The sequence below is a fragment of the Hahella sp. HNIBRBA332 genome (assembly GCF_030719035.1).
Classification (GTDB): Bacteria; Pseudomonadota; Gammaproteobacteria; order Pseudomonadales; family Oleiphilaceae; genus Hahella.
Genome location: NZ_CP132203.1, coordinates 3,155,377 through 3,181,620, shown reverse-complemented (window position 1 = coordinate 3,181,620; position 26,244 = coordinate 3,155,377). Strand labels below are relative to the sequence as shown.

Annotated in this window: 22 protein-coding genes; 14 read left to right on the top strand and 8 right to left on the bottom strand. The window is 55.4% G+C overall.

Annotated elements, in window-relative coordinates; translation table 11 throughout:
* The 4 genes from hutG to O5O45_RS14030 all read right to left on the bottom strand — a co-directional run bounded on the left by hutG (window position 1) and on the right by O5O45_RS14030 (window position 8,288).
* On the bottom strand, window positions 1-960 hold the full coding sequence (gene hutG / locus O5O45_RS14045; protein WP_305905834.1) for a formimidoylglutamase: 960 nt from the start codon (window positions 958-960) through the stop codon (window positions 1-3).
* Window positions 953-2,164, bottom strand: coding sequence for an imidazolonepropionase (gene hutI, locus O5O45_RS14040; protein ID WP_305905833.1), 1,212 nt, complete (start codon window positions 2,162-2,164; stop codon window positions 953-955). Before hutI ends, hutG begins: the two co-directional genes overlap by 8 nt.
* Window positions 2,165-2,626: 462 nt before the next feature.
* On the bottom strand, window positions 2,627-3,334 hold the full coding sequence (gene hutC / locus O5O45_RS14035) for a histidine utilization repressor (RefSeq protein WP_305905832.1): 708 nt from the start codon (window positions 3,332-3,334) through the stop codon (window positions 2,627-2,629).
* Window positions 3,335-3,869: 535 nt separating this feature from the next.
* Window positions 3,870-8,288 (bottom strand): DNA glycosylase AlkZ-like family protein, encoded by a 4,419-nt coding sequence (locus O5O45_RS14030; RefSeq protein ID WP_305905831.1) that lies wholly within the window; start codon window positions 8,286-8,288, stop codon window positions 3,870-3,872.
* Between the two features lie 179 nt (window positions 8,289-8,467).
* On the opposite strand from O5O45_RS14030, the gene O5O45_RS14025 reads away from it, so the two are divergent.
* The 3 genes from O5O45_RS14025 to O5O45_RS14015 all read left to right on the top strand — a co-directional run bounded on the left by O5O45_RS14025 (window position 8,468) and on the right by O5O45_RS14015 (window position 11,432).
* Window positions 8,468-9,247, top strand: coding sequence for a substrate-binding periplasmic protein (locus O5O45_RS14025; RefSeq protein WP_305905830.1), 780 nt, complete (start codon window positions 8,468-8,470; stop codon window positions 9,245-9,247).
* 16 nt (window positions 9,248-9,263) lie between these two features.
* Window positions 9,264-9,818: a hypothetical protein gene (locus O5O45_RS14020; RefSeq protein WP_305905829.1), complete on the top strand. Its 555-nt coding sequence runs from the start codon at window positions 9,264-9,266 to the stop codon at window positions 9,816-9,818.
* Window positions 9,819-10,028: 210 nt separating this feature from the next.
* Window positions 10,029-11,432 (top strand): pectin acetylesterase-family hydrolase, encoded by a 1,404-nt coding sequence (locus O5O45_RS14015; protein WP_305905828.1) that lies wholly within the window; start codon window positions 10,029-10,031, stop codon window positions 11,430-11,432.
* Between the two features lie 114 nt (window positions 11,433-11,546).
* Here O5O45_RS14015 and O5O45_RS14010 read toward each other — a convergent pair whose 3' ends face one another.
* On the bottom strand, window positions 11,547-12,257 hold the full coding sequence (locus O5O45_RS14010; protein WP_305905827.1) for a hypothetical protein: 711 nt from the start codon (window positions 12,255-12,257) through the stop codon (window positions 11,547-11,549).
* Window positions 12,258-12,439: 182 nt separating this feature from the next.
* Here O5O45_RS14010 and O5O45_RS14005 point away from each other — a divergent pair, with 182 nt between their 5' ends.
* The 6 genes from O5O45_RS14005 to O5O45_RS13980 all read left to right on the top strand — a co-directional run bounded on the left by O5O45_RS14005 (window position 12,440) and on the right by O5O45_RS13980 (window position 17,604).
* The gene (locus tag O5O45_RS14005; protein WP_305905826.1) at window positions 12,440-12,880 is read left to right on the top strand and encodes a COG4315 family predicted lipoprotein; all 441 of its coding nucleotides are present in this window, start codon (window positions 12,440-12,442) and stop codon (window positions 12,878-12,880) included.
* 138 nt (window positions 12,881-13,018) lie between these two features.
* Window positions 13,019-13,594: an RNA polymerase sigma factor gene (locus O5O45_RS14000; RefSeq protein WP_216740317.1), complete on the top strand. Its 576-nt coding sequence runs from the start codon at window positions 13,019-13,021 to the stop codon at window positions 13,592-13,594.
* Window positions 13,579-14,343, top strand: coding sequence for a hypothetical protein (locus tag O5O45_RS13995; RefSeq protein ID WP_305905825.1), 765 nt, complete (start codon window positions 13,579-13,581; stop codon window positions 14,341-14,343). The genes O5O45_RS14000 and O5O45_RS13995 overlap by 16 nt, the downstream gene beginning before the upstream one ends.
* Window positions 14,344-14,462: 119 nt before the next feature.
* Complete coding sequence (locus tag O5O45_RS13990) at window positions 14,463-15,044, top strand: hypothetical protein (RefSeq protein WP_305905824.1); 582 nt, start codon at window positions 14,463-14,465, stop codon at window positions 15,042-15,044.
* A 198-nt stretch (window positions 15,045-15,242) separates the two neighbouring features.
* On the top strand, window positions 15,243-16,982 hold the full coding sequence (locus O5O45_RS13985) for a carbohydrate-binding module family 20 domain-containing protein (protein WP_305905823.1): 1,740 nt from the start codon (window positions 15,243-15,245) through the stop codon (window positions 16,980-16,982).
* A 202-nt stretch (window positions 16,983-17,184) separates the two neighbouring features.
* Complete coding sequence (locus O5O45_RS13980; protein ID WP_305905822.1) at window positions 17,185-17,604, top strand: hypothetical protein; 420 nt, start codon at window positions 17,185-17,187, stop codon at window positions 17,602-17,604.
* Between the two features lie 54 nt (window positions 17,605-17,658).
* Here the strand turns inward: O5O45_RS13980 and malZ are convergent, their stop codons facing one another.
* Entirely contained in the window at window positions 17,659-19,476 is a 1,818-nt protein-coding gene (gene malZ / locus O5O45_RS13975; protein WP_305905821.1) for a maltodextrin glucosidase, read from the bottom strand.
* A gap of 141 nt (window positions 19,477-19,617) precedes the next feature.
* Between malZ and O5O45_RS13970 the strand changes: the two genes are divergently transcribed.
* The 3 genes from O5O45_RS13970 to O5O45_RS13960 all read left to right on the top strand — a co-directional run bounded on the left by O5O45_RS13970 (window position 19,618) and on the right by O5O45_RS13960 (window position 22,026).
* Window positions 19,618-19,752 (top strand): hypothetical protein, encoded by a 135-nt coding sequence (locus O5O45_RS13970; RefSeq protein WP_305905820.1) that lies wholly within the window; start codon window positions 19,618-19,620, stop codon window positions 19,750-19,752.
* A gap of 121 nt (window positions 19,753-19,873) precedes the next feature.
* Complete coding sequence (locus O5O45_RS13965) at window positions 19,874-20,470, top strand: DJ-1/PfpI family protein (RefSeq protein WP_305905819.1); 597 nt, start codon at window positions 19,874-19,876, stop codon at window positions 20,468-20,470.
* 152 nt (window positions 20,471-20,622) lie between these two features.
* Window positions 20,623-22,026 (top strand): patatin-like phospholipase family protein, encoded by a 1,404-nt coding sequence (locus O5O45_RS13960; protein ID WP_305905818.1) that lies wholly within the window; start codon window positions 20,623-20,625, stop codon window positions 22,024-22,026.
* Window positions 22,027-22,057: 31 nt separating this feature from the next.
* On the opposite strand, the gene O5O45_RS13955 is transcribed toward O5O45_RS13960, so the two are convergent.
* Window positions 22,058-23,035 carry a GGDEF domain-containing protein gene (locus tag O5O45_RS13955; RefSeq protein ID WP_305905817.1) on the bottom strand — a complete coding sequence of 326 codons (978 nt, stop codon included), beginning with the start codon at window positions 23,033-23,035 and terminating at the stop codon, window positions 22,058-22,060.
* Between the two features lie 413 nt (window positions 23,036-23,448).
* On the opposite strand from O5O45_RS13955, the gene O5O45_RS13950 reads away from it, so the two are divergent.
* Together O5O45_RS13950 and O5O45_RS13945 are read left to right on the top strand one after the other, a co-directional pair.
* The gene (locus O5O45_RS13950) at window positions 23,449-24,213 is read left to right on the top strand and encodes an Hpt domain-containing protein (protein WP_305905816.1); all 765 of its coding nucleotides are present in this window, start codon (window positions 23,449-23,451) and stop codon (window positions 24,211-24,213) included.
* A 120-nt stretch (window positions 24,214-24,333) separates the two neighbouring features.
* A complete protein-coding gene (locus O5O45_RS13945) occupies window positions 24,334-25,542 on the top strand; it encodes an IS256 family transposase (RefSeq protein WP_305905815.1) in 1,209 nt (402 codons plus the stop codon).
* On the opposite strand, the gene O5O45_RS13940 is transcribed toward O5O45_RS13945, so the two are convergent.
* Complete coding sequence (locus tag O5O45_RS13940) at window positions 25,539-25,946, bottom strand: hypothetical protein (protein WP_305905814.1); 408 nt, start codon at window positions 25,944-25,946, stop codon at window positions 25,539-25,541. The genes O5O45_RS13945 and O5O45_RS13940 overlap by 4 nt on opposite strands.
* Window positions 25,947-26,244 lie beyond the last annotated feature (298 nt).

The following is a 26,244-nucleotide window of genomic DNA, read 5'->3' as shown; positions in this document are numbered from 1 at the left end:
CTACGCTTTTGTTGTTGGTTTTCCCAGCAGCCCGGCCAGACGCGCGGCGAGTCGTGCGGCGACGCGAGCGGTTCTGCTGTCAATATCGTAAGTGGGGTTATATTCGGCGATGTCCGCCATCAGCACTGGCAGGCCTTTGCGCTGGATAGCGTCCAGCATGGCTTCGACCACTTCTAATGGAACGCCGCAAGCCGCGGGAGCGCTAACGCCGGGGGCGGTGGCCGCCGGCAACACGTCCAGATCGATAGTGAGATAAAGACAATCTATTTTGCTCATGAAGGCGTCCAGCGCGCGCAACATGGGGCCTAATTGGGTAAAGCCGCAGTGCGAATCTTTCAGGTAAGTGACGCCAAGCTTGTCCGCACGATCAAACAGCGCACGGGTATTGGCGTATTCGCTGATGCCGAACACCGCATAATGAAAGGGCTTGCCTGTGTTCTTGCAGTATTTGGCGATTTGCTGGAAAGGCGTGCCGGAGCTGGCGCCTTCACTGTCGCTGCGCAGGTCGAAGTGCGCGTCCAGGTTCAGAATGCCGAGCACTTTGTCCGGGGCCGCCTGATCCAAGTGCCGGCGCAGCCCTTGGAAGCTGCCCCAGGCGACGTCGTGGCCGCCGCCCAATACAATGGGGTTGTGTCCCGCCTGCAGCTGTTTGAATACCTTGTTGGCCAGCGCCGCCTGGGCGTCTTCCAGCTCGCCTTCCCACTGAATGTTGCCGCAGTCATAAACCGGGCGGGAAAGATGCCAGGGCAGGTTCGCCAGCGCTTTGATGATTTCGTCAGGGCCGTTCGCCGCGCCCACGCGACCTTTGTTGATATAGACGCCGAGATCGCAGGGATAGCCGATCAACGACACGCCCGCCGGACTGTCTTCCTGCGGCGCGCGAACTTGTTGGTGCCAGCGTATGGCGGTGGGGCCGTCGGCGCTGTCGATGCGACCTGACCAGACTTTTGCCTCAGACATTGTGAATTTCTCCATGAAATACCCGTTGATGCGGAGCGGTGACGCCGAATTCGTAGCTTAATTGAGCTGGGTGCTGACAATCCCAGACAACGAAATCCGCCGCCATGCCCACAGCCAGATGACCAATGCGATCCTGCATACCAAGGGCCCTGGCGCCATGACGGGTGACGCCGGCGAGGGTTTCTTCCGGGGTCATGCCAAAGAAGGTGCAGCCCATGTTCATCATCAGACGCATTGACGCCAGAGGGCAGGAACCAGGGTTAAGGTCCGTGGCCAGAGCCATGGCGACCTTGTGCTTACGCAGCAAATCGATGGGCGGGCGCTGGGTTTCCCGCAGGAAATAAAAGGCGCCGGGCAGCAGCGTGGCCACCGTGCCGGAGGCCGCGATGGCTTGCACGCCTGCCTCGTCCAAGTATTCCACGTGGTCGACGGACAGGGCGTTGAATTCCGCGGCGAGCTGGCTGCCGCCGCTCAAAGTCAGTTGCTCCATGTGGCCTTTCACCGGCAGGCCCAGTTTCTGCGCGGCTTCGAATACCCGGCGGCATTGCTCCGGGGTGAACGCGATGGATTCGCAGAACACGTCCACAGCGTCAGCGAGCTTTTGCTCGTGGGCCATGGGCAGGGCTTCTTCGCAGATCCAGGATATATAGTCGTCGGAGCGACCGGCGTATTCGGGAGGTAAGGCGTGAGCCGCCAACAGGGTGGTGCGGACGTTGACGGGATAGCGCTGTCCCAGACGTCGCGCCACGTGCAGCATCTTCAGCTCCGATTCCAGATCCAGGCCATAGCCGGATTTGATCTCCACCGTGGTCACGCCTTCCCGCAATAAGGCCAGCAAGCGTTTCTCGGATTGCTGCAACAGCTCTTTCTCGGTGGCGGCGCGGGTGGCGCGCACGGTAGAAATAATGCCGCCGCCCTGTTTGGCGATATCCGCATAGGATACGCCCTGCAGACGCATTTCGAACTCAGCGGCGCGGTCGCCGCCGTAGACCAGATGGGTGTGACAATCCACCAGTCCGGGGGTGATGAGGCGGTCATTGGCGTCAGTAATGTTATCGGACGCGCCGCCATCCCATTCAGACATGGGGACGATGGCTTCGATATTGCCGTGCGCCACGCCGAGTGCATGGTTTTCCAGCAGTCCGTAAGCGTGTTGGGCGTCAGGATCAAGGGTGGCGATCCTGGCGTTGATCCACCAATCCATAAAATCTCGCTCTCCGCAGTGTCTTTATAAATGTATATACATTTAAAGACAAAAAATGCGTTTTGCGCAAGAGGGGAGGCGAGAAAAATTTCTTCTCATAACGAATTATAAAACCGGTTTTGCTTAGCGCATTGACAGCGATCGCATATTCTTATGGCTATAAAAATAGAGGGTTTAAGACTGTTTTTGAATTTGACAAGCTGGTGCGAGTGTAGAATTTTCTGCGCCTGCACCGCCCACTCGCAGTGAGATTTTGAGAGAGGAAAGAAGTTAAATGTATATACAAATTTTAAGGGGCGCTAACTGCCTGATCTATCGCAGGATGGTAGGAATCAGGGGAAAAGATAAGGAGAACCACAAGAGCCTGCCTGCGCGAAAGACGACCCTGCAGCCGTTATTCGCAGGAGGGCGCGGCTGCAAAATAATCTGAATTGATGATCTTTATGGAGAGGGAGGCGATGTTTATGAAAAGTGGCTGTCGGATTGCAGGCGATAGCGGCTGCCTGGATAAGTCAGGTGGGCGCTGCTGACTAACTGCTGACGGCTCCAGGTGCGGCGATAGATGCGCAGACAGGGCTCATTGATATTGATTTCCAGCAGCTCGCACTGATCCGGGTCCGCCAGCACCGCTTCAATAATATGCTCTACATCGGACACAGGATAAACAGAAGTGAGGTACTGGTTGGGAGTGACAAGAGAAAAATCCTGGTCCAGATACTCCGGCGCCAGCAGAGGGTTGATGTAACGGTCTTCCAGTTGCACCGGCACGCCGTCCTCCAGATGGACGATTAAGGTGTGAAACACCGCTACGCCGGTCTTGATGCCCAACTGCACCGCCACATTGGAGGAAGCGAGTAACTGCTCCTGCTTGACGATGCGGGCGCTGTATTCATGCCCCCGGGCTTTGATTTCTTCCGCTATGTTGCGGATATCCTGAAAAGAGGAGGTGGGTTTGGCGTCGTTAACAAAAGTGCCTTGTCCCTGATACCTCACCAGGCGTCCTTCATTCACCAGGTCCCGTATCGCCTTGTGCACAGTCATGCGGCTGACTTGAAACTGCTGCGCCAACTGCATTTCCGTGGGAATGCGGCCGCCAACCGTATAGCGCTGGCTTTCGATGCCGCTGACGATAAAGTCCTTAACCTGCTGAAACCGGGGTTTGGATGACACGGATAAATTGTCCTTGCGATTGCCTGACGAAAGCCGTCAATGATTCGGGCGTCTATTGTATAGGCATTTTAGCGGCGAATCAGGACGTTGTATTGATCAAGCCGCATGGGTGGACCATGTATACAAATATTTACATGTAATTAGTACATTCTGTGAACAGTGGCTATGCTTACTAGCGAGCCGGGCGTTGGATAGAGTGGTCGCCTCCAGTCAGACGCCGTCTGTGTCCGCTGTATCCTTCGTAGTGCCTGTGTTGTGCTCGCCAGAGGGAACTCTGATTAGCCAGAGGAGTCCCTGCAGGATACCGCGGCCGGCTTTTTTGCGTGTTGCTTCATCCGTTCACCCTGCAGGCGTGGCTAGAACGCCGACAATAAACAGAGGAGTGAAGCAATGATAATCAAACACCTCCCGACGCATCCCTATCCGGTTGTTCCAGCGAATCTGAAGGTATTTCTGTTTTATCTGGTGGCGATTATGTTCGCGGTGAGCGGCATCGCATTGGGTTGACGTCCAGGCGCTCGCTGGATGGCGGGCGTCACAGCAGGTTGCGGTTGAGCGCGACGTCCTTGTATCCCTTCTGCACGTCGAACATTCGGCTCAGAGGGGCGAGGTAGGGGCTGTCCACGGCTTTCTCGCCGTTAATGGTTTCCAGGTTGATGCTTTTGAGCGGCTGATGGGGTCGATACAGCAGGTTGCGTAAAGGCGCCAGACAGGCCTCGATATCTGGATGGTCTGGCGCAATCATGATGTCCAACTGTTTGCCATTGCGGCGGGAGGTCATGATCAGCTCCGGCCCCATAAACGTCATATGTATAGAGTCCAAACGCTTCGGCAGTCGCTGTTTCAGGCCCGGCAGCCCCAACCCGCAAAGAGAGGCGGGATCGGCGGCGTTGAGCCAGTATATGCGCGTCTGCGACAGGCCGTTCTGCAGCATTTGCAGCGCTATGGGTGTAATGAACTGTGGGCCGGGAATATCTTTGAAAAAGTAGCCGCCGATGATCTCTCTGGATAGCTCCATCAGGCGCAGAGAACGGAAGACGGCGCTCCAACGCATCTCCGGAAGCTCTCTTTGCAGGAGCTCGCGAAACACCACGCCGTAGCGACTCAGCAGTAAACGCGCACGGTCTTTGCCGCGCTCCTGTTCCGTTATCGGGTCTTCCTGGCGCTGGGGCCAGCGTACTTGGCGCCAGGTTCCGGGGCTGTTCGCCGCCTGTTTTGACTGGGCGAAGGAGTGGCGCATGGCGCGTCGGCGTGAAGGCGGTCTGCCGGAGCTCTGAGCGGGCAGATCAGGAATGGTGAATTTGTTTTCCACTCCTCTGCGCAGTGCGGCGTAGGTGTCATTATTGATGCGCTGTTTCCATACCCAATCCCATAAGCGTTCCGTCAGCGCTGTGTTGTCCAGTCCGCTTTTGCCGGAAAGGGCCTGGAAATCGTAGCGGCTGTCGGCGTCTGGAAACAGGGCCTGCAGTTCGCTGGCGTTTGCTTCGTTCAGAGGCGCGGGGGCGTCAAGCAGATCCAGATCAGCGGTGAAGCTGAATAGGGTTTTGCCTTCCTCTACGCCAATCCACGCCAAATCGGACTCCTGAAACAGGTGATCCAACACCGCCGGGCTGTAGTCCGGCAAGCGCGCAGGGAGTATTTCGTTCTCCCACAATGCGGCCGGGGCGGGCGTTCCTTGCAGGCGCTGCAAAATATCAAACAGTCGCTCGTGCGGATCGTCGTCACGCTCGCTCGCCTGGGTCTGCCAGCAATGTAAGAACAAGGATAGCTGTTCCAAGGGGAGGGGGGCGAATTCCGGCGCGGCTTCCTTGCGCGCCATATGCAGGAGGATTTCGAAGTTTTCCCGGTCGCAATAGCGCACCTCAGTATCGTCTGCGATCAGCGGGCCGGCCACGATAGCGCGCGCCTCAACCAGATCGTCGAGGGCGCGTTGCAGGCGTTGTGGATCGACGCCAAGCCAGTCGCTTATCTCAGCGGCGGAGAGGGGGGCGTAAAAGCGCAGCCATTCGCCCAGCAGCGTATCGAACAGCGCATCGGATTCCGCATCCTCGTCGGTTTCCGGGTAGAAAGCCTGCGCGAGAGAAGTTTGGGTTTCCCGCGCCACAATAATCTGGGCGTCACGATGCGCCAGACGAATGAGCTTGGCCTCTGTCGCCGCCAGCATGTTTTGCAGCGCCTCCTTGCCGGACTCTGATTCAATACGGGCGAGCAGTTCGCGCCATTCAGAATCCGGAATCGCGCCGCGCTCCTTGATCCAGTCTAACAGGTCCCGCGCGCTGTCCGGCGCATAACCCGGCGCCAGGCGCTGGCGTTTCTGTACAAAGCGCTGACACAACTCGGCGTTTACGGTGGGACGCAGCGCATCGTTGTACAACAGCTCTCGCAGCAGGTCCTCGCTGAGATTGGAGGTCTTGTCCGAGGTGGGCGTATCGTCCTTATACATGTACAGGTTGACCTGTTCCCAGGCGATATTCTGAGCCATGGGGCTGGGCGTTCGGGTGTTGGCGACGGACCATTGAACCTGTCCGGTTCGCAACTCCTCCAGCAGCTGTTTTAACGCGAGAAGATCGAATTCGTCCTGCAGACAGGTGCGCCAGGTTTCCAGCAGAATGGGGAAGTCTTCGTACTTGAGCACGGAGTTCAGCAACTTCTGCGATTGCAAGCGGCTCATCCACAATGGACGGCGCTCGTTGAATTTGCCTCTGTTGAGCAGTAGCGCCCGACCTGCGCATTCCCGGAAGCGTGCGCCGAAAAAACCGGAGCCTTCCAGACGGGCGCGTAACAGGGCTTCTATCCGCTCCGGGGAGACCAGAGAGAGAATCGCTTCGACGGGAATCTCCTCTGGCATTTGCAGGACGATGCACTCGTTACTGACATATACCACTGGCTGCTCGCCGAAGGATTCCAGCCAGGCGGCTTCCAAAGCCATGCCCCAGGGGCGGTTCACTTCAGCGCCCCAACCGGTATGCAGCACCATCTGACGACCATGGCTGTGTCCCAGGATTGAGTCGACGATCTCCACCAGCAGGTGGTGGCGATGAGGCAGGGGGCGTCCTGTGTGGGCGCGTTGGCGGCGCAGAAAATCCAACAGAGACGCGGCCGCCTCTTCCGTCATGCAGTATTGCGACTGTAAGGCGGCGACCAGATCGTCGGCGTCCAGGTTAGCGTCCAGATATTTCAGGAACAGGCCAATTTGCTCGGAGAAGTGGAAATTACGACTGATGGACTCGGCTTTCCAGAACGGCGGCGTGGAGGCGCCAGCTTTGGCGGGAAGCACGAATACGTCGTTGTGGGTGATTTTCTGAATTTGCCAGAATTGCGCGCCCAGAGTGAAGCTTTGTCCGATTTTCGCCTCCCAGACAAACTCTTCGTCCAGCTCGCCGATACGGGCGCTGCTGTCCTGATGACGTAGATGAAAGTAACCACGATCTGGTATCACGCCTCCGGACTGATACAGAGAGAGCAAGGCGCCCGGTCGCGCCGTGACGGTATTGTCCAGACGATCCACGGATACGCGCGCCTGCAGTTCGCGGATACGACTCTCTGCGTAACGGCCCGCCAGCATGTCAATCAGCAGATCAAACTGGCGGCGGGGCAACGTGTGGTAGACGCTGGACATACGCAAATGGGCGTACAGCTCGTCCAGGTCCCAGGTTGCGACGCCGGTCATGGAGATAATTATCTGCGCCAGGACATCAAGGGGGCATTGCAATGGACGCACTGGCTCCAGATCTTTTTCCATGATGGCTTTGGCCAGGACAGCGGATTCCAGAAAGTCCTGTGGGTGCGTGGGAAACAGAGAACCGACGCTGACGTCGCCGACATTATGACCGGCCCGACCCACGCGCTGGATCGCCGCCGCTACCGAGCCGGCGGTCTGCACCAGCACGACTTCGTCCAGCGCGCCGATATCAATACCCATCTCCAGGGAGCTGGTGGCGACGATAGCAGCCAGTTCGCCCCCTTTGAGGCGTTGCTCCACCTCCGTGCGAATCTCACGCGACAGCGAACCGTGGTGCGCGTAAGCCACCATAGCGTCCGCCGCCTGATTGATTTTGTAAGTGAGCTTTTCACACAGGGCGCGATTATTGGTGAAAATCAAGGTGGCGCGGTTGGCCTGAATTCGCGTCAGCAGGGTTTCCGCCAGAGCGTCCCAGAGATGCTTATCCGCCCCGCGATGGGCGATGGCGGCTGGATAATTGACGCTGAGCCGGTACTGCTTGGCGGCGTTGGACTCCACCAGCGTGATCGGGCGCTTGCGGTATTGCGGGTGGCGCGCGTAGTCCGGCTGGGTGACATCCAGTTCGTAGCCGGAGATAAAGTCCGCGGCGACGGAGATTGGGTTGATGGTGGCGGACAGGGCGATGCGCTGAAACTCGCCGGACAGATCCACCAGACGCTCCACGGCGGAGATCAGATAAGCGCCCCGTTTGACGCCAAGCAGGGAATGCGCTTCATCTATGATGACCGTATCCAGGTCCTGCAGCAGAGTAAGGCCGCTTTGCGAACTCAGCAGCAGATTGAGGCTTTCCGGCGTGGTGATGAGAATCTCCGGCGGGTGACGCAGCATCTGGCGGCGCTCGCCAGAGGGCGTGTCGCCGCTGCGGGTCTGCGCGCGGATAACTGGGAAGGGCTCGCCCTTGCGTTCAAAGCAGGCTGTCAGTTCCGCCAGCGGACGGCTTAGGTTATTGCGGATATCGTTATTCAGCGCTTTCAGTGGTGAAATATAGAGTATGCGCGTACGGCCCGGTTGCAGCTCGCCGGTGGCGAAGCGGTTGAGGGCCCAGAGAAAAGCAGTGAGGGTTTTACCGCTGCCGGTGGGCGCGGTGATCAGACAATGTTCGCCGGAAGCGATGCGCGGCCAGGCCTTACTCTGAATATCCGTAGGCGCGCCCAGATTGGCGGCGAACCATTCCGCGATGAGTGGATGAAATAAAGCCAGCGCCTGGGACATAAGAAACCGTTGTCGCCTTGTCGTCGTAAATAATGGTTGCCGATAAAAGTAATCTGAATCATATATGAATTCGGCGAAAGTTTGACGGTTCCGCACTTCGCGTAAAGAATTGAAGGTATAACGCCCGTGTCTGGTTTCTGTGGGACGAGGAAACCATTTTGGTGTGGAGGCATAAAAGCATGCGATGGTATTCCTGTCCTGTCATGGCGCTGGTTGGGTTATTGTTGAGCGCATCCCTGTGTCGGGCGGATGAAGCGATAGAAAAACTGACGTTTATGACCGAGGACTATCCCCCCTTTAATTACGTTCAGGACGACAAGCTCAAAGGGTTTTCCGTTGATTTGCTGGAGCTGATCCTGAAAAAGCTCGGTTCAAAAAAGACGCGTAAGGATATTCAGGTGCACCCCTGGGCGCGCAGCTACCGGTTGACGTTGAAAACGCCGAATACGGTGTTGTTTGTCATGACCCGACGCGGCCCGCGGGAGAATCTATTCAAATGGGTGGGGCCGGTGGCGGCGTCGCCCATTGTGTTGATGGCCAAAAAGGAGCGGAACCTGAACGTCCGCTCGTCGGAGGACCTGAAACACTTCCACATCGCCTCCGTGCGCGAGGACATTGCTGAAATCGTACTGGACGAATATGGAGTGCCGCCCGAAAAGCGCGAGCCGGTGCCATACCCGGAGCTGGCGGCGAAAATGCTGGAGGCGGGCCGGGTGGACATGTGGGCCTACGGCGACATCGCCGCTTACTGGATCATCAAGCAGAACGGCTTCAACCCTTCTGAATACGCGCCGGTATATGACTTCGGCTCCGCTGGCGATAACTATTACGCCTTCAATATCGATACGCCAGACTGGATTATCGAGCGTTTTCAAATTGCGTTGGACGAGCTGAAAACGGAGATAGAGGACAACGGTCAATCCGTCTATCAGAATATTATTGATCGCTACATCAAGTAGGAACGGACGTCCTGGCATGAACAAAGATCTCAGTTTCGGCGCGCTCATGGGGCTGGCTTCCGGTCTGCTTATCGCTGGCATCGGCGTGCTGCTGGAATTGGCGGAATGGAGCGACGCCCTGTGGGTGAACTACTGGATGCCCGGCGGCGTGTTCGGCGCGGCTATCTGTCTCGGCGCCTGGCGGCGGGGCTGGAACGCCGAGCGCAAGGGGCTGCGTCTGCTGATCGTTATCGCCGCCACGATTCTGGGGTGGCGCTTATGCTTTCTGTTCTTCATTTCATCCTGGGAAGTTGTGTCACTGGCGCTGATGGGCGCAGTCGGCGCTTGCGTCACCGCAGTCGGCGTTATCCTCGCCTGGCGCATGCGCGCCTGGTTGATCTTTTTGACGTCCTTTACCCTGGCTGGCGCGGCGGGCGGCGTGGTGGACTTTGTGCTGATCAACAGTCTGCCGGATATCGCCAAAAGCGCCGTCTGGCATGGCTTTTGGGAAAGTGTGGCGATTTTTCCCGTTTGGCAGGCGATAACGCTGGCCTGCGCCCTGGCTGTAGGCGGCCCCCAACCCGCCAGATAGGGCTTCCCAACGCGCAAAATAAGTAAACGTCGTTAAATTAAATTTGCGTAACCCTTGATCCCCGACTAGCCTTTCAGCTATCCAGTTAGCGGTCCCTGCATTACCGGCGAGCCAAGGTCGGCGACAATACTTTTTTCTTTTAAAAACAGGAGCGAAGCCGGGAGGAGAGACTGGATTGAATTGCGTTTCCAATTAATGGAGGAAAAGACAATGCAATCCAGAACAAAAATAAAAACAGCGGTATTTCTAGGTCTTCTTGGCAGTTCAGTTGGCGTATCCGCAGAAATGGGCGATTACTCATTCTGGGATACCTTGGGCAACCTGATCTGGCCCCGGGGCGCGGACAACCCGGTCACGCAGGAGCAGCAAAACGCAGCGCAGTATCCCTTGACGCCCAACCCCTCCGAAGTCGCCGATGGCTTCAGCCCTGGCGCCTATCTGCAATGGCAGACCATTCAATTACACCCGGACACCGGCGCAATTTGCGGCAACGGCTCGCCTTATAAATTCTTCGTCAATCGCGTGGCGCACACCAGCAATACGGTGATTTATATGGAAGGCGGCGGCGCCTGCTGGGATTATGAAAGCTGCACAGGCCAGACCGGCATTCGCGGCGCTCGCAATCCCAACGGCATTCCCGATGACTATATGAGCCTGCAGAATCCTTCCGCCAGTCTGGTGAGCCCGTTCGTGTTCCGTCTGCATCCCTGGACCAGCACCAAAACCCAGAACTGGAACATGGTGTACGTTCCCTACTGTACCGGGGATATCTATACCGGGGACAAGGTTGCGATCTACGAGGATCCCACCGGCGAAAATGACCCGCTGGTATGGCGGCATAACGGCGTGCGCAATATGCGCGCAGTGGTGGCGTGGTTGAAGAACAACCTGGAGCGTTCCGGACAAATGCTGATGACCGGATGCAGCGCAGGCGGCGCGGGTTCTTTCGCCAACTATCACCCGGTTCGCCGCGATATGGCGCCAGGCAAGGCCTACCTGATCAACGATTCCGGCCCTATCTTCCCGGCGCCGGTAACCGGCTCGGAAGAAGAATATCCCTCCCTCAAACTGCAGAACACCATTCGCAATGTGTGGGGTCTGGATGGCGATGGCGACGGGCCTTTGTACTACCTCCAAAACGAGCTGCCGTCACTGGACCTGAACGACCTGGGTACGCTGTACACAGCCCTGGGCGAATACTATCCAAACGATCGTCTGGGTCATACGCACTTCTGGGATGACCTCAATTACTCGTCCTATTCCTATGAACGTTTCTATGACGACATCAATAACGAGCCCGATGCAGAGAAGCGTAAGCAGAAAATTCATCAGCGTTGGTACAAAGACACCAGCCACCTGATGACGTCGTTGGACGGCTACGATAACTGGGGCTACTACATTCCACGTTTCCGCGATGTGAATGAAAGCCACTGCACCAGCATCATCGAGTTCAACAATGCCGACATTCAGGAAGACGGACTGGAACTGGGCGACTTCGTGAATAATGTGATGGAAGGCTCCGGCCCGGTCATGTCAGCCTCGGAAGAAGACTCCGTCAGCGATTATCAGAAAGGCTTCAACCTGCTGTACTGGCTGCTGGATCAGTTGCTGTAAACGGCTCTGACCACTGAATTGATGCGTTGCAAATAAGCCCTCTGCCGAGGGCTTTTCTTTGTTTGATGAGATGGGATCCAGGCGGGAAGGGCTGACGTTTTCCTGCGATCAGGATTAATTCGTCGTCCCGCTGTTGTCCAACGCGTAGGCCTGCTTGAGCTCTTCGTTCAGTCGTTGGGCGAGATAATCGTCGCGACTGAGTCCATTGGGATAATGGGTCATGGCCAGCACTTCCTTCACTATTTCGGCTTCGCGTTTCTTGTACTCGGCGAAACGCGGGTCCGGGTTGTCCTTGAACTCCTGCATGCGCGCTTCGCCCGCTTGCTTGTACTGCTGAATCAGCTCCATGCCCCTGGCTTTGGCTTCCGGGTCATTGGGGGTGATTTTCAATAACGCCAGTTTCATGATCAACGCTTCCGCCGCGGAGAGCTTGTGCTCTTTTTCCAGACGGTCGATATTTTGCTCCGCACGGGAGAATTTTTCCCGGCGGGTGGCGCTGTCCATTTGCTCCGCATGCTGCAGCAGCTCGCGATAGTCGCGCCCGTAGTCGAAGTAGGATTGGTATTCCGCATAACGCTCCAGCGCCTGGTCCTCCAAAAGGGTGTTCTGGTTCTGGGTGAGGCTGGAAGGACGCGCCTGGGCGGAAAAGTTTTGCATGCCGATGGGGAGAAATGCGTTGGCGTCATTAACGGCGATGGCGGCTTCTTGGGGGGCGCTCGTTTGGGGGGCGGATGGAGACGGGGAGGAAGAGCCTCCCAGCAGCCAGGTAGAGAGTCCCAGTGTGGCTGTTATGAGTGCAATGCCGAAATAGGCCTTGGGTGTCATGATCAGTCTCCTTTTTCTTATTTGAATATCCAATAGTGAGAGATCTTCTCATTTACAAATATAGTCCTCTAATCGGGGATTAATAAAATTTTTTCTTTTTATGCATCCAAATTGATAACTGGCGTCGTCTTAATAAGTGAAGACATTCGAAAACCAAAAAACTTATTGAGGAGATGCCTGATATGAAACTCAAAAGCCTTACCGTTCTGGCCGCTGCAATGATGCTGACTGCTTGCGCCGCTAACTCTCAAAATCATAGCGGCGAGCCGGTTTCCAGTAGAGACACGTCTCTCGGTTCCGTGATGACCAATAAGCAGGGCATGACCCTGTACACGTTCACCAAGGATGCGGCCGGCGTCTCCAACTGTAATGGCGGTTGCGCGGAAAACTGGCCTCCATTCATGGCTGGCCCTTCCGCGCATGATACCGGTAAGTTCACCATCATCACCCGCGCAGACGGCTCCAAGCAGTGGGCGTACGAGAGCAAGCCTCTGTACTTCTGGGTTGGCGACCGCGCGCCTGGCGACGTGAATGGTCACGGCATCAAGGACGTCTGGTTCACGGTGAAAATGGACTCGGCGAAAAGCCACAAGCAAAGCAACTACAGCAGCAGCTACTATTGATCGGCTGACCTGACGCGTGCTGGCAGGCGTCTCGTTGCGGGAGCGTAGAAACGAAAATCCGTCGCAAACGCCACGTCCGACTGGTATGCGGCGGCTACCTGGATATAATGCCTGGGAACCTTCGGGGGAATCGATCAGGTGAACTCAATTCAGGAGCCGTCGTTGAAGACTGCAACCGACACAGATTGGTCTGTGGAGCTGGCGCCGCTGTTGCGCCGCATCGTGGATCAGGACCGAGCCGCGCTGAAGCGTCTGTATGATTTAACCGGCGCCAGGTTGATGGGCGTCGCCATGCGCATATTGCAAGATGAGGGCGAAGCCGCCGATCTGTTGCAGGAAGTGTATATGAAGCTGTGGCGGCAAGCGTCGCAGTATTCGGGAGCCGGATCCGCCTGGGGCTGGCTCTGCGTGCTCACCCGCAACGCCGCTCTGGACAAGCTGAAAAGCAGACAGCGCAAACGTGAAGACCTCATGGATGATGTAGAGCCGTTGATGGCGGATCTGGCTGGCGAGGGGTGCGGACTGGCGGACCAGGAAGGCATGCGACAGTGCCTTGAAAAATTGAATGAAGAGCCTCGTAAAGCGATTTTATTGTCTTACATCCACGGATACAGCCACGGCGAACTGGAAACTCGGCTAGAGCGCCCATTAGGGACGATCAAAGCCTGGATCAGACGCGGACTGCAGGAGTTAAAACAATGTCTCGAAGCATGAGATATAAAAACGCCACAGTTTGCGACCATCTGGCGAGTCAATATGTGGCGGGGGCGATGAGCGCCCGAGTACGTCGACGCATGGAAACTCTGATGCGCGACTATCGTGAAATGGATACGGCGGTGGCCTACTGGTCAGATTTGATGACGCCAATGCAGGACCGTCTGCCGCCGCAACAACCGCCGGTAGATCTGTGGGCGAAAATAGACGCCGCTACGGCCCCTGTCGCGAAACCGCAAACGGCGAGGACGCAGGCGCAGGTCGCCAAAACCAGCTGGCTGGCCAGTTTCTGGGAGAACCTCGCCATGTGGCGCTTTTCCGCCATGGCGGGGACCGCGGCGTCGGTCGTGTTCGCTGTGGCGCTGTTGTGGAACGTTATGGGCGGCGCGCCGGGGCGGGGGGCCGATTATATGGCCCCCATGAGTCGCAACGGCGAAGTGGCGCTGGTGATCTCCGCCTATAAAGGCGAAGAGCCGGGAACTTCGGAACTGGTGACCCAGTGGTCCAAACGCTTCCAGGACAAGCCCTCAGGCCCGTTGCATTTGTGGGCGGAGAAGATGGATGACCACAGTCTGGTGTACCTGGGACAGATTGACTCTGGTAAAGAGAACTGGACGCTGACCTCTGCGGAATGGAAAGTCATCGCCAACAGCAGCCGTCTGTTGATCAATGACAACCCTTCCACGCTGGATGTCGCCGCTGTTACCTTTGAAGGTCCCTGCGTCCAGCTGAACGCCTGGAAGAGCTAAAAGGCCGGCGTCCTGAGTAAAGCTGGACAAGCTGGGATAGATGAATAGAATTGCGCGGAATCTGATCCGTCGTGCTCAGCCCGCGCAATTTTTATTCTCAGATATTCCGAGGCCGTCCCATGGAAAACCCGTATCAAACGCCGCAGGCTGAGCTGGACACGCACAGCGAATCTTCAACTCCCTTCTTCACCACCTCGATTACCAAGCTGATTGTTTTATATATCGCTACGTTGGGTTTTTATCACCTCTACTGGTTTTACAAACACTGGAAAGCGCTGCAGGTTCATGAAGGTCTTAAAGTCGCGCCGGTATGGCGCTCTATATTCAGTATCTGGTTCACGCACTCTCTTTTTAAACGCATTGCCAATAGCCATCAGGAGCAGGGGCTGGGAAGTTGGGGCTCACACGAGATTGTGGCGACCTTATATGTGTTGATGACGATCGGGGGGACAGCCATCAACCGTGAATTGACGAGCGATGTTTTTGGTGTTTGGGATATTGTGCTGCTTGCCACCTCTACTATCTCTCTTTACACGCTGTATGAGGCGCAAACACATGCAAACCGTGCGAATCAAGATTCCGAAGGGAAGAGCAACAGCCGTTTTAGTCCCTGGAATATTCTGTTCATCCTTATTGGTCTCGCTATCTGGGGAATGGTCGTGTTAGGCGTCCTTGCTCAGTTCACCACCATTCTGGACTGATAATTCCGCGCATACCCTGGGAGTCATGGTTCGTGACTCCCCAATCTCCCCCTCAAATTCCCCCTCTAAACCCCACTTGGATGGATGTCCGTTCACGTCGTCGCGACTAATGTTAATCCGTGGATGCGCGCGGGTGTTTAACCTCGATGGGCCATTCATGTAAGGAGTAAACAATAACAAGCTTGCGGGAGAGCTGACATGGTCATGGATAACGTGAATAACAAGAATGGCGATAACAGGTTGGGCGGGGGCGTGAAGCGGCTCGTACTGGCCTCGGTCTGTGCGGGAACGCTGTGCGTAGCCGGAAACAGCTACGGCGAGGTTAATCGTCATGCCTCGGTGATGGTGCATTTGTTCGAATGGAGCTGGGAGGACGTGGCGCAGGAGTGCGAACAGTATCTGGGGCCGAAGGGATTTGCCGCAGTGCAGGTGTCGCCGCCGCAAGCCCATATCGAGGGCGCGCAATGGTGGACCCGATATCAGCCCGTCAGCTATGTGTTGAACAGTCGTAGCGGAGACCGGGAGCGATTCCAGAACATGACGCAACGGTGCGCTGCGGCGGGTGTGGATGTGTACGCGGATCTGGTGATCAATCACATGGCGTCCACCGGGTTCGACTTTCCTGACGTCCCCTATGGGGTCAATGACTTTCATAACTGGAACTGCGGCGGCATCAACTATGGCGACGCCAATCAGGTCTGGAATTGCGATCTGGTGGGCTTGAAAGATCTGAAGACTGAAAGCGACTACGTGCGCGGTAAAATCGCGGGTTACATGAACGATCTGATCAGCCTGGGGGTAAAAGGCTTTCGTATCGACGCTGCCAAGCACATGCCGCCTGCGGACATAGAGAATATCGTCAGCCGTATTCAGGGCTCTCCCTATATCTTTCAGGAAGTGATTCGGGCGTCGGGAGAAGCGGTGCAACCAGAGATGTACACCCATATCGCCGATGTCACCGAGTTTCAAATGGAGCGGGATCTGGCCTGGCATTTTCGTAATGGACGCATGGCGAATCTGATCGATTTTTCCCAGTGGGGCGGCCGCGTGGCCAGCGGTGACGCCATGGTGTTCGTCGCCAATCATGACGATCAGCGCCAGCACCCGGAATGGGCGCTGACCTGGAACGATCCTCAGGGCATGTACTATCTCGCCAATATTTTTATGCTCGCTTATCCCTACGGCTATCCCAGAGTGATGTCCAGTTACTACTTCAATGACCACGATCAGGGGCCGCCTAATTCCGGTCCGCACACCGGCGGGGCCTGCGGCGTGGACTGGGTATGCGAGCACCGCTGGGGCGGGATGGGTAATATGGCGAAATTCCGTCAGGCCACCGCCGCCAATGCCTATACCTCCAATGTGTCTCGCGATGGCGATAATCGGCTGGCGTTTGGGCGCGGCGGACTCGGCTTTGTGGCGCTGAACAATGACTCAGGGGGCTGGAGCGCCTCACTGGATACCGGTTTGCCAGCGGGAGAATACTGCGACATTTTGCATGGCGATTACGTCAAAGGCGTCTGTACGGGGCCCACGGTCTTTGTGGACAGCGCGGGCTATGCAGCCGTCAACGTCGCCGGTCGCGACGCCATGGCGATTCATGTGGAGGCGAGAGTGGCGGATTGCCCGCAGTGTCAGTCACAAAGGGTGGATGTTTCTTTTACCTGCGATAACGGCCAGACCCAATGGGGGCAAAGCGTCTACGCCGTGGGTAATCTGCCCGAACTGGGCGGCTGGAGCCCCGCAGGCGCAGTCAAACTGGAGCCCTCCGCCTATCCGGTGTGGAGCGGCGTTATCTCCGTCCCCGCCGGAACGCAGGTCGAGTGGAAATGCCTGAAACGGGACGAGAACAACCCTGGAGCGGGAATAGAATGGCAACCTGGGAGCAATACGGTATTCAACAGTGACCTGGTCAACGCCACCCGTGGCGGCTGGTGATTGAAAAAGTCGTGATTGAGAACTCGTGTTTGAAAGTGAGTCACTGAAAAGACAAGATCCGGCTGCGCCGGGTCTTGTCTGGGTGAGATTCCGTGTATCCAATTGTAGATTCGCGCATCTCTCGTCAGTTTCAAAAAGAAAGCTACTCTATACTTTCCCGTTGTCTTTTCTGGATACCTGTTCTCTGAATGCGCGTTGAGTCATGCTGAACAAGAAAAAATTCCTTACTGAGCTGGCGTTGAAAAATGCAGTGTTATTGCTGGTCATTGCGCCGGCGATGATTCTGTTTACCTTGGATAGCATGCAGCATATGGAGGCGGGTAATCAGTCCGCCATTCTGGCTGTCATCGGGTTGTTGATGGCGTCGGCGATTGTGGGGATATTCGAGACCACTTATCAGAAGTCCGTGTTGGAGAAACCGCTGCAACGCTGGTTGGCGCACTTGACCAAGATATTGCTGTATCTCGGCGTAACGGAGCTGATGGCTATTGCGATCGCCGCAGTGGGAACCACCTATCCGTTCTGGGACGACCCATTGATCTGGGCGTTATCGCCGATTTATCTGGCTTTGTATCTGTTTGATTGCTGGGATGGTTTGATCGCCGCGGATAACCTGTCTTGATCAACGCGTCGGGCCTGGAGTCACAGGATGCTCAGGCCCGAACAGCGATTAAGCCTAATCTTGCAACAGAATCCGCACGGATTTAGACGGCAGGGAAAGCGTCAATGTATATCCGTCCGCAGTGAAAAGATTTCCGCTGAACAGATCCCGCCAGCAGCTTCCCGGCGCGCCCAGCAACCGTGTATCCAGGGACGCCCTAGAGGCGTCGCCACGATTGGCGGCGATGATCATCGAACCTTCCTGTGCAGTTCTGGCGAAGCAATAGCTGTCCCTATCCGCCCCCAGATCAAGGTGTCCGCCCCGGCTCAGCGCTGGCGTATTCTTTCGCAATGCGATCAAAGTTTTGCACCAGTTCAGAATATCCGTATCCCAGCGTTCCCGGTCCCAGGGGAAGGGGCGACGACAGTCCGGGTCTGCGCCGCCGGGCAGCCCGATTTCATCACCGTAATACAGGCAAGGCGCGCCGCTGTAGGTAAACAGCAGACCCAGGGCCAATTTGTACAGGTCGCGATCACCTTGCAGCAGAGTGAGGAAACGGGGTGTGTCGTGGGTATCCAGCAGGTTAAGCTGGCTTAATTGAATGGAGCAGGGAATCGCTGCCCGCGTCTCCGCCAGCCAGGCGGCGAACTCGCGTCCGTCAATGGCTCCCGGCTGTCCGGAAATATCCAGACCGGCCAGCCAGGCGCGCAGAGGATGGGCGAAGCCGTAGTAGTTCATCGCGCCGTCTTCCTGATCGCCTTGCAGCCATTCTGTCGCTTCGAAGAAATGCTCGCCCAGCAGATAAGCTTGCGGCGCTTCCTGTTTGACGCTGTCGCGCATGCCGCGCATATGCGTTGCGTTATTGTGGGCGCTGGGACCTTCACCCAGCATATGCACCGCGTCCAGACGCCAGCCGTCGATGGCGTAGGGCGGTCGCAGCCAGTGACGAAGAATGGCGTTGTCGCCTGAGTACATGCTGGCCGCCACGTCTGGGTTGGCGTAATTCAACTTGGGCAGACTGTCGATACCTTTCCAGGCGGCGTAGCGGCCTTCCGAGTCAAAATGATAGAAAGCGCGGTAACGCGCGTCGCCCGCCTGCGCCTGTTGAAACCAGGGATGATGGACGGAGGTGTGGTTAACGACGGCGTCCAGAATCAACCGCATATCCCGCGCTTGGGTTTCCTTCCGCAGACGCCGCAAAGCAGGCTCGCCACCCAGGCGCGGTTCTACCTGAAGGTAATCATCCGTGTCATAGCGATGGTTGCTGTGAGAAGCGAAGATCGGGTTGAGATAAATCGCGTTGATCCCGAGTTCATCGTGCAAATAGGGTAAGGCGTCAGCGACGCCATTCAAATCGCCGCCGAAGAACTCCGACGACCCTCGGGATGGATCCGGTATGGCGTTCCAGTCGCTGAGGGGCGTCTGTTCTTCATGGTTCTTATGTTCCTTATGTTTTTTGGCGATGGACGAGGAGAAGCTATCGCCGATGCGAAACCGGTCTGGAAAGATCTGATAGAACACCTGATTCCATACCCATTGCGGAGTCTGTAGCCCCTGCACATGCTTGAAGTGGAAAGAACGTGAACGAATGCGGGGATGCACGCCGCCGGCGTCGAGACAAAACTGCCGCTCTGCGCAGATAAACTTGAATAGATAATAAGTGGTTGCAGCGCCAGGGTTGGTGGGAATCTCGACCCGCCAGCGCCGCGCGCCTGCGGTGGTCTCCGCTGGCTCCAGTGCGGTTAAATACTCTTCATTGTCCAACTCATAGCGAATCCAGGCGCTATCAATCGTTTCGTCAGACGCTGCATGCACGCTAATACAAAGTCTGCCGTCCTTCAGTATCTCGACATCGGTGAGAGGATGGTGGTGGGCGATGAAGTCGGTCGGCATCGAAGCGTTCTCCGGCGTTAAAAATTAGTCGGGCTTTGTGAGGGTGTTCTGGTTATGCTAGTGACGCAATGGGCGCTTGGCATCAGCCGGCGACACCTGTGTTCTACGCCCCCCAAGAGTAGGATTCGCCAAAGACCGGGTATGAGCCATCTTGCGCAGCAGTGGCTGCAATTGATCAACGACGCCAGAGCGCAAAGCCGTTATTGCGGCGAGGCGTTTTATCCGGCTGGCCAGTCCGGGGCATTGCGGCAATATCATGGCGCTGGAATATACTGAAATAGGAATGGCGCGCGCCTGCAACGAGAAGACGCCTGCAAATGATTATTGGACATTGGTGCTGGCGCGTCCGTCGTGCGAGTGCAAACACCAACGAACAAAGTATGAATAGTGGGGCGATATGAAAATAGCCATAGTCACATGCGACGGATTCAATGAAATGGATTCCTTTATGGCGCTCACCCTGCTCAATCGGGTGAAGCAACCGGGCTGGCGGGCGGAACTCGCTTGCCCCTCGATGCACGCCTTGTCGATGAATGGCGTCAAGATCACTGCGCAGCGGCCGCTGATGTTCGCCAGCGAAGCGGATGCGGTGTTGTTCGGCAGTGGTGTGCAAACCCGCGAACATGTGAAAAATGACAGCATTATGTCGGCATTTCATCTTGACCCGGACATTCAGTTTATCGGCTCGCAATGTTCCGGCGCTTTGTTTTTACATAGCCTGGGACTGTTGAATAACACGCCGGTGTGCACGGATGCGACTACGGGACCGGTTTTGCAGAGCCTGGGCGCGCAGGTGGTGGAAGGCCCGTTTCACGCTACGGGTAATATCGCCACGGCGGGAGGCTGCCTGTCCGCCACCTATCTGGCTATGTGGGTGATCTGGCGCAGCTTGGGAGAAGAGGCGGCTAGAGACGTGATCGCCTATGCGGCGCCGGTGGGACAAAAGGAGCTCTATGTGGACATGGCGGCCCAGGCGATTGCCGCATTCATCTGATTTCCATGTGGAATAGGTTATAGTGCGCGTTGGGTTAAGTAAGGCGCTTTCGGCTTTTATCAACAACCCGCGCGTTGAGGCACTCCAAGGCGCGGCGAAAAACGGTCGTTATACGGCGGCTTCCTGGTATTAAACGCGTTTGAATCAGAGTCATGTATTCGTTAGTCAGATCCAGCAGTGTGTTGATTCTCCTCGCAGCGTTGTGCAGCGGGTGTGCGAGCCAGTTCAAGCCGCAAAACGAACCGATTAAATCCTACAACAGCGACCACGCTTACCGCTTCCGCACATACCAGCGCGACAACGACCTGGGGGAAACCCTGTTGATCCTGGCCTTTTCAGGCGGCGGCACGCGGGCTTCTGCGTTGTCCTATGGCGTCATGGAGGAGTTGAAGGACACACGCATTGAAATCGATGGCGTCAAAACCCGTTTGCTGGATGAGGTGGATTATATCTCCGCTGTATCAGGAGGCAGTTTCACCGCCGCCTATTACGGATTGTTTGGCGATAAGCTGTTTTCGGACTACGAGAAAGTATTTCTCCGCCAGAGCGTGCAGGGCGCATTACTGTGGCAGTTGCTGAGTCCGGGGTATTGGTGGCGTTCGCTGTTCACTCGCTTTGACCGGACGGAAATGGCGGTTGAGTATTATGACAACTATATCTTCAAGGGTAAGACCTTCGCCGATATCCCGCTGAGCCGCCGTCCTTTCATTAATATCAACGCTACGGATCTGAGTCAGGGGAATCGTTTCTCCTTTGATCAGGATACCTTTGATCTACTGTGCTCGGACCTGGATAAGTTTAATGTGGCGCGGGCGGTGACCGCGTCCTCGGCGGTGCCGGTGGCGTTTCCTTCCATCGTATTGAAAAATCACGGTGGTGACTGCGACCTGAGCGAATCCGCCATGTTTCGCATGTTGAACGAGTCCAAGCCACTGGATATTCGCCAACGGGAGCTGGTCAGCGGTCTGCTGTCCTATAACGACAGCGAGCAGCATCCTTATATTCATCTGGTGGATGGCGGCATTTCGGATAACCTGGGCTTGCGAGGGGTGATAGACGGTCTGCAGTTGGCTGAACTGGAAAACGCCGCCCAGGATCACACCAAGAAAGTGAAACGGGTGGCGGTGATCCTGGTCAATGCGGAAGTCAGGCCGAAACGAGGTATTGATGAAAGCCCTAACAAGCCCTCCATTACGGACACCATTGACGCCGTCACCAATGCGCAAATTCAGCGCTATAACGTGGAGTCCCGGGCGATTCTGCAAGATCAGGATGATCGTATCGTCAGAGGATTTCAGCGCTTTGGGCGGATTCCCTATTACTTTATCGAAGTCAATTTTCAGTCCTTCACATCGCCTTCGCTGAAAGAGTTCTTCAACAGCCTGCCAACTTCACTGGAACTGAGCAATCGGGAAATCGACACCCTGATTCAGGCGGGACGCTCATTATTGCGAAATTCAGAGGAATACTCGGAGTTTCTGGAAAACTATACGACGGAAATGCCGGACGGCCACATTGAAATCAGGATTGATGACTTAACTGATGAAGATGAGTGATTCTTTCCCGCGCCGGTGCTGAAGTTTTTTCTCAATAGCACTCCACATCATCCATCGGACTTTGTTTCTGGCGCAGCGCATCGTTGTACACGATGGCGGCGCCGGCGTCGGATTTCGCTTGGTACAGCGCCAGATCCGCGCTTTCGATTAATTGCGGCGTGGGACATTCCGGGGACACCTGCGTGAAGCCGATGCTGACGTTAATTTTGCCGGCGGGGAAGGGGTGTGAGGCGACGTTTTTGCGGAATCGCTCCAGAGAGGTCTCCACGCCTTCCTTGTCTGTCTGATTTACGATGACCACAAATTCCTCGCCATCAAGGCGGAATAGCAGATCGGAAGAACGAAAACCCTTTTTCAACAGTAATGACACCTGCAGCAGGGTCTCATCGCCATTAGCTCCGTTAGCGGGCGCTGTATTATCGATATCCAACAGGGCGAGCCAGGAAGACTGAGTTGCTTCCTCAGGTTGCTTCAGGTGATAGAAGTCAACCACCTGTTCCAGCGTTCTATCCATGGCCCCCCGATTCAACAGGCGGGTGAGCGGGTCTCTTTCTCTGGCGTCGAGCAGCGTCACCTGATTACTGTAGACGCCATATAGACCTCTGATCACTTCAAAATCGTAAGTGCTGACAGCGCCTTTTATCAGGATGATGCGCCGGGGCTCCAAAGCGCTGGCGACATCGTAGTAAATCGTCGGCGCGGCGCTCCCAATCCAATATCCCACGCCGCCTTGCGATTCGGCGATTATATTCTTCAATACGTCGGCGTTTTGATTGTCGAAATCATCATTGGAGATAAGGGGAAAGCGTCGCACCAGTATATCGCTTCGCGGATTTTTACTATTGGAGGCTGGCGGCGCGGAGCTGAATATCTCGTAAGCGGAAACTTCGTCAACGCCTTCGATGCTACGAAGGAGACTGATCAGGTTCTGCGTTAAATCGTGATAAGACTGGTTTTGCAACAACTCCGCAGAGAGCTGGAACGCTTTCTGCAAATCCTCTGTCGACATGGCGGCGTCCTATCCGTCCGGGAATGAACATATTAAGAATAGATGTAATCCCAGTGCGGCGCTATTAATATTTCCTGTTCCGATTTATGGATAGACGCCCTGAAAGGCGGGTCTATAACCTGCAGGGGCCAGCTTAAGCGAGGATGTGGTCTGGTCAAACAAGTAGATCTAATGCTCCCCAAGAAGTGACGGAACGCTTTTAACTGTCTGACGTTTTAGGTATCCCCAACTAGTGTAGAAGGCAGTTGCAAACGCTGATGTGCAGCGTTCCTCCTGAACGAACATAAACACATTGTCCGGCGCGATATTCCGATATCGTAATCTTTACAATAACTCTGCGCTGGAAGTGCTAGGATTAATAGCATTCAAATAAAATTAGCGTTGGCGAATGCTATTTAAAGAAGGTGGTCTGGATGGCAATGGATACCGAAACCTTCGCCGCCATTTTGGCGAATATGCGGGAACGTTTTCTGCAGGAGCTGGATGAACGTTGCAACAAGCTTGAAGAGTTGATTTTGTCGTTGGAAAGAGATGGCGCGAACAAGGAAGTGTTCAACGAACTCTATCGCGGTATCCATAATGTCAAAGGGGCGGGTGGCACCCATGGGTTGAACGTGGTGACCACCATCTGCCATCAATTGGAAAGCTTTCTTGCTGAGCTGGGCGCAAACGCCGCTCTTGACGCCAGTTCCGCCAACAATGCGCTGGCTTATCTCGATCTGCTGCGCCGGGTCAGCGTCGTCCACCGCAGCGAACTCATGCAGCAGTCGGATATCGAAAGTGAATTGGAACGTTTGAACCACCGGGTGCTGGAAAAACGCAAATCCGGCTTACTGGCGGAATCTTCGCAAACCCTGGCCAGTTACTACCAACAGGCATTGGAGCCTCTTCCAGTGCGTCTGGTGTGGGAGCAGAACGGCCTGAACGCACTGGGTCGTCTGCTACGTGAACATTTCGATTTCATTATCGCCGGCGGCGAACTCAAAGAACTTAACAGCCTTGCGGTGGTCGCCGCCTTACGCGCTTCGCAAGCCCGCAATCACAAAATCCCCGCCATACTCATCACCAGCCGTCAGGGCCTTAAACCGGAAGAAATCCAATTCGACGCAATCCTCACCAAAAATAAAGAACTGCCGGAAAACTTATTGTCAGCGGTGCGGAAGGCGCTGTCATTGTGATGTTACGAACTGCAATTAGCCGTCAGGGCAGTTTAGCAGCGTAATCGATAGAGACTGTAATTTAATTTGTGTATCTGCCTATCACTAGTACCCTATAGCGGGGTTAAGGATAGGTAGACAATGAACCAGAAAGAATTAGAAGCATTTGCCCGTGAGGCAGCCAAATCTCTGAAAACAGAAAAGGATCTCAACGAGTTCCGTCAGATGCTCACCAAGGCGACCGTGGAAGCCGCGCTCAATGCAGAGCTGGATGTGCATCTGGGATACGAGAAACATCAATCTTCAAATTCAGACAATAGCCGTAACGGCTATTCCAGCAAGACCCTCCGTACCGAGGACGGTCAGTTTGAAGTTAATACTCCCAGAGATCGTCAGGGCAGCTTTGAGCCTCTACTGGTCAAGAAGCAGCAGACCCGCTTCACCACCATGGACGACAAGATTCTCAGCCTCTACGCCAAAGGCATGAGCACCCGAGAGATCGTGGCCACCTTTAAGGAAATGTATGGCGCGGATGTCTCTCCCACCTTAATCTCCAAAGTCACGGATGCCGTGATTGAGCAGGTGGTGGAATGGCAGTCTCGTCCTCTGGATGCGGTTTATCCCATCGTGTACCTGGACTGCATTGTGGTGAAGATCCGCCAGGACAAGCAGGTGATCAACAAAGCGATCTATCTGGCCCTGGGGGTCAACCTGGAAGGCCACAAAGAATTGCTAGGGATGTGGCTCTCGGAAACCGAAGGGGCGAAGTTCTGGCTGAATGTGCTGACCGAGTTGCAGAACCGGGGCGTGAAGGACATTCTGATCGCCTGTGTGGACGGCCTGAAGGGTTTCCCCGAAGCGATCAATACCGTGTATCCCCAAACCCAGATACAGCTCTGTATTGTGCACATGGTGCGCAATGCGGTGAAGTATGTGCCGTGGAAAGACTATAAGCCGGTCACAACAGATCTGAAGCGGATCTACCAATCGGCCACCGAGGAGGAAGCCCTCTCAGAGCTGGACAGGTTTGCCGAACGATGGGATGAGAAATATCCCCAGATCAGCCGATCCTGGCGGCTTCACTGGGAGAACCTCAACACTCTGTTCCGCTACCCGGAAGACATTCGCAGGGCCATCTACACGACCAATGCCATTGAGTCCCTTAACAGCGTCATTAGGAAAGTGATCAAGAAACGGAAGCTGTTCCCCACGGATGATTCCGCGAGAAAGGTGGTGTATCTGGCGATCATGGATGCGTCGAAGAAATGGACGATGCCGATCAGGAATTGGAAGTCAGCGCTGAACCGATTTATGATCGAGTTCGAAGATCGCTTAACGGAGTATCTTTAATAACCAGGCAGATACACAGAATTATTTACAGGGTCAATCGATATGGGCTGGTGGCTATCTAGCGCCTTTGAGTCTATTTTAAACCGCTCTTTTCCGAACACCGTTTCAGAGCCGCCACATTGAGCCTGTACAATAAACTCCCCCTGACTAAATCCTAAGTAGGACTCTTCTGTAATCTGGTAATTAATGCGACCGCCAGCATCCACTGATACCCGAGGGAACTTGAATCTGTAAGGGCTATCCGGCGTACTTCGAATTTCCAGAATGGCCAGCGGCATGGCTGATGGATTGCTTATTTCAATCGTTTCAGAAAGCAGAATATCAATATTTGGCCGTTGGTAATTGCAGCATCCTGACAGCGTAATGACTGTAATGAAGAATAAGGCAGTGTGGGTCAGTTTCATATTTACTTAAACGCGTCGCAGTTATCAATGACGATTAATAGCCGATACACTGGCTTAGTTGAGGCTTCTACCCGGAGTCGGCTCCCGGGGACCTGACTGTTATCGAACTCGCCACATGCGCCGCTAACAAAATATTGGTCAGACACAATTGCGTCAAAGCTGTTTATGGCGACACTTGCCGTCTCAGACAGCTCTCCTGGGCTTAACGACATGCTTCTGGTTGTAAAACCTGCGACTCTGGTATCAAAGTTATAGACAGTTCTGATATATACGTCTTTGTCTGTCTGGTTCTTGACGA

Coding starts and splice junctions, on each gene's coding strand:
- O5O45_RS13960 (WP_305905818.1), top strand. CDS start 20,623: ATGTATTCGTTAGTCAGATCCAGCAGTGTGTTGATTCTCCTCGCAGCG.
- O5O45_RS14005 (WP_305905826.1), top strand. CDS start 12,440: ATGAAACTCAAAAGCCTTACCGTTCTGGCCGCTGCAATGATGCTGACT.
- O5O45_RS13995 (WP_305905825.1), top strand. CDS start 13,579: ATGTCTCGAAGCATGAGATATAAAAACGCCACAGTTTGCGACCATCTG.
- O5O45_RS13985 (WP_305905823.1), top strand. CDS start 15,243: ATGGTCATGGATAACGTGAATAACAAGAATGGCGATAACAGGTTGGGC.
- O5O45_RS14020 (WP_305905829.1), top strand. CDS start 9,264: ATGAACAAAGATCTCAGTTTCGGCGCGCTCATGGGGCTGGCTTCCGGT.
- O5O45_RS13945 (WP_305905815.1), top strand. CDS start 24,334: ATGAACCAGAAAGAATTAGAAGCATTTGCCCGTGAGGCAGCCAAATCT.
- O5O45_RS13950 (WP_305905816.1), top strand. CDS start 23,449: ATGGCAATGGATACCGAAACCTTCGCCGCCATTTTGGCGAATATGCGG.
- O5O45_RS13940 (WP_305905814.1), bottom strand. CDS start 25,946: ATGAAACTGACCCACACTGCCTTATTCTTCATTACAGTCATTACGCTG.
- hutG (WP_305905834.1), bottom strand. CDS start 960: ATGTCTGAGGCAAAAGTCTGGTCAGGTCGCATCGACAGCGCCGACGGC.
- O5O45_RS13970 (WP_305905820.1), top strand. CDS start 19,618: ATGAGCCATCTTGCGCAGCAGTGGCTGCAATTGATCAACGACGCCAGA.
- O5O45_RS14025 (WP_305905830.1), top strand. CDS start 8,468: ATGCGATGGTATTCCTGTCCTGTCATGGCGCTGGTTGGGTTATTGTTG.
- O5O45_RS14030 (WP_305905831.1), bottom strand. CDS start 8,288: ATGTCCCAGGCGCTGGCTTTATTTCATCCACTCATCGCGGAATGGTTC.
- hutI (WP_305905833.1), bottom strand. CDS start 2,164: ATGGATTGGTGGATCAACGCCAGGATCGCCACCCTTGATCCTGACGCC.
- O5O45_RS13965 (WP_305905819.1), top strand. CDS start 19,874: ATGAAAATAGCCATAGTCACATGCGACGGATTCAATGAAATGGATTCC.
- O5O45_RS13990 (WP_305905824.1), top strand. CDS start 14,463: ATGGAAAACCCGTATCAAACGCCGCAGGCTGAGCTGGACACGCACAGC.
- malZ (WP_305905821.1), bottom strand. CDS start 19,476: ATGCCGACCGACTTCATCGCCCACCACCATCCTCTCACCGATGTCGAG.
- O5O45_RS13955 (WP_305905817.1), bottom strand. CDS start 23,035: ATGTCGACAGAGGATTTGCAGAAAGCGTTCCAGCTCTCTGCGGAGTTG.
- O5O45_RS14015 (WP_305905828.1), top strand. CDS start 10,029: ATGCAATCCAGAACAAAAATAAAAACAGCGGTATTTCTAGGTCTTCTT.
- O5O45_RS14010 (WP_305905827.1), bottom strand. CDS start 12,257: ATGACACCCAAGGCCTATTTCGGCATTGCACTCATAACAGCCACACTG.
- O5O45_RS13980 (WP_305905822.1), top strand. CDS start 17,185: ATGCTGAACAAGAAAAAATTCCTTACTGAGCTGGCGTTGAAAAATGCA.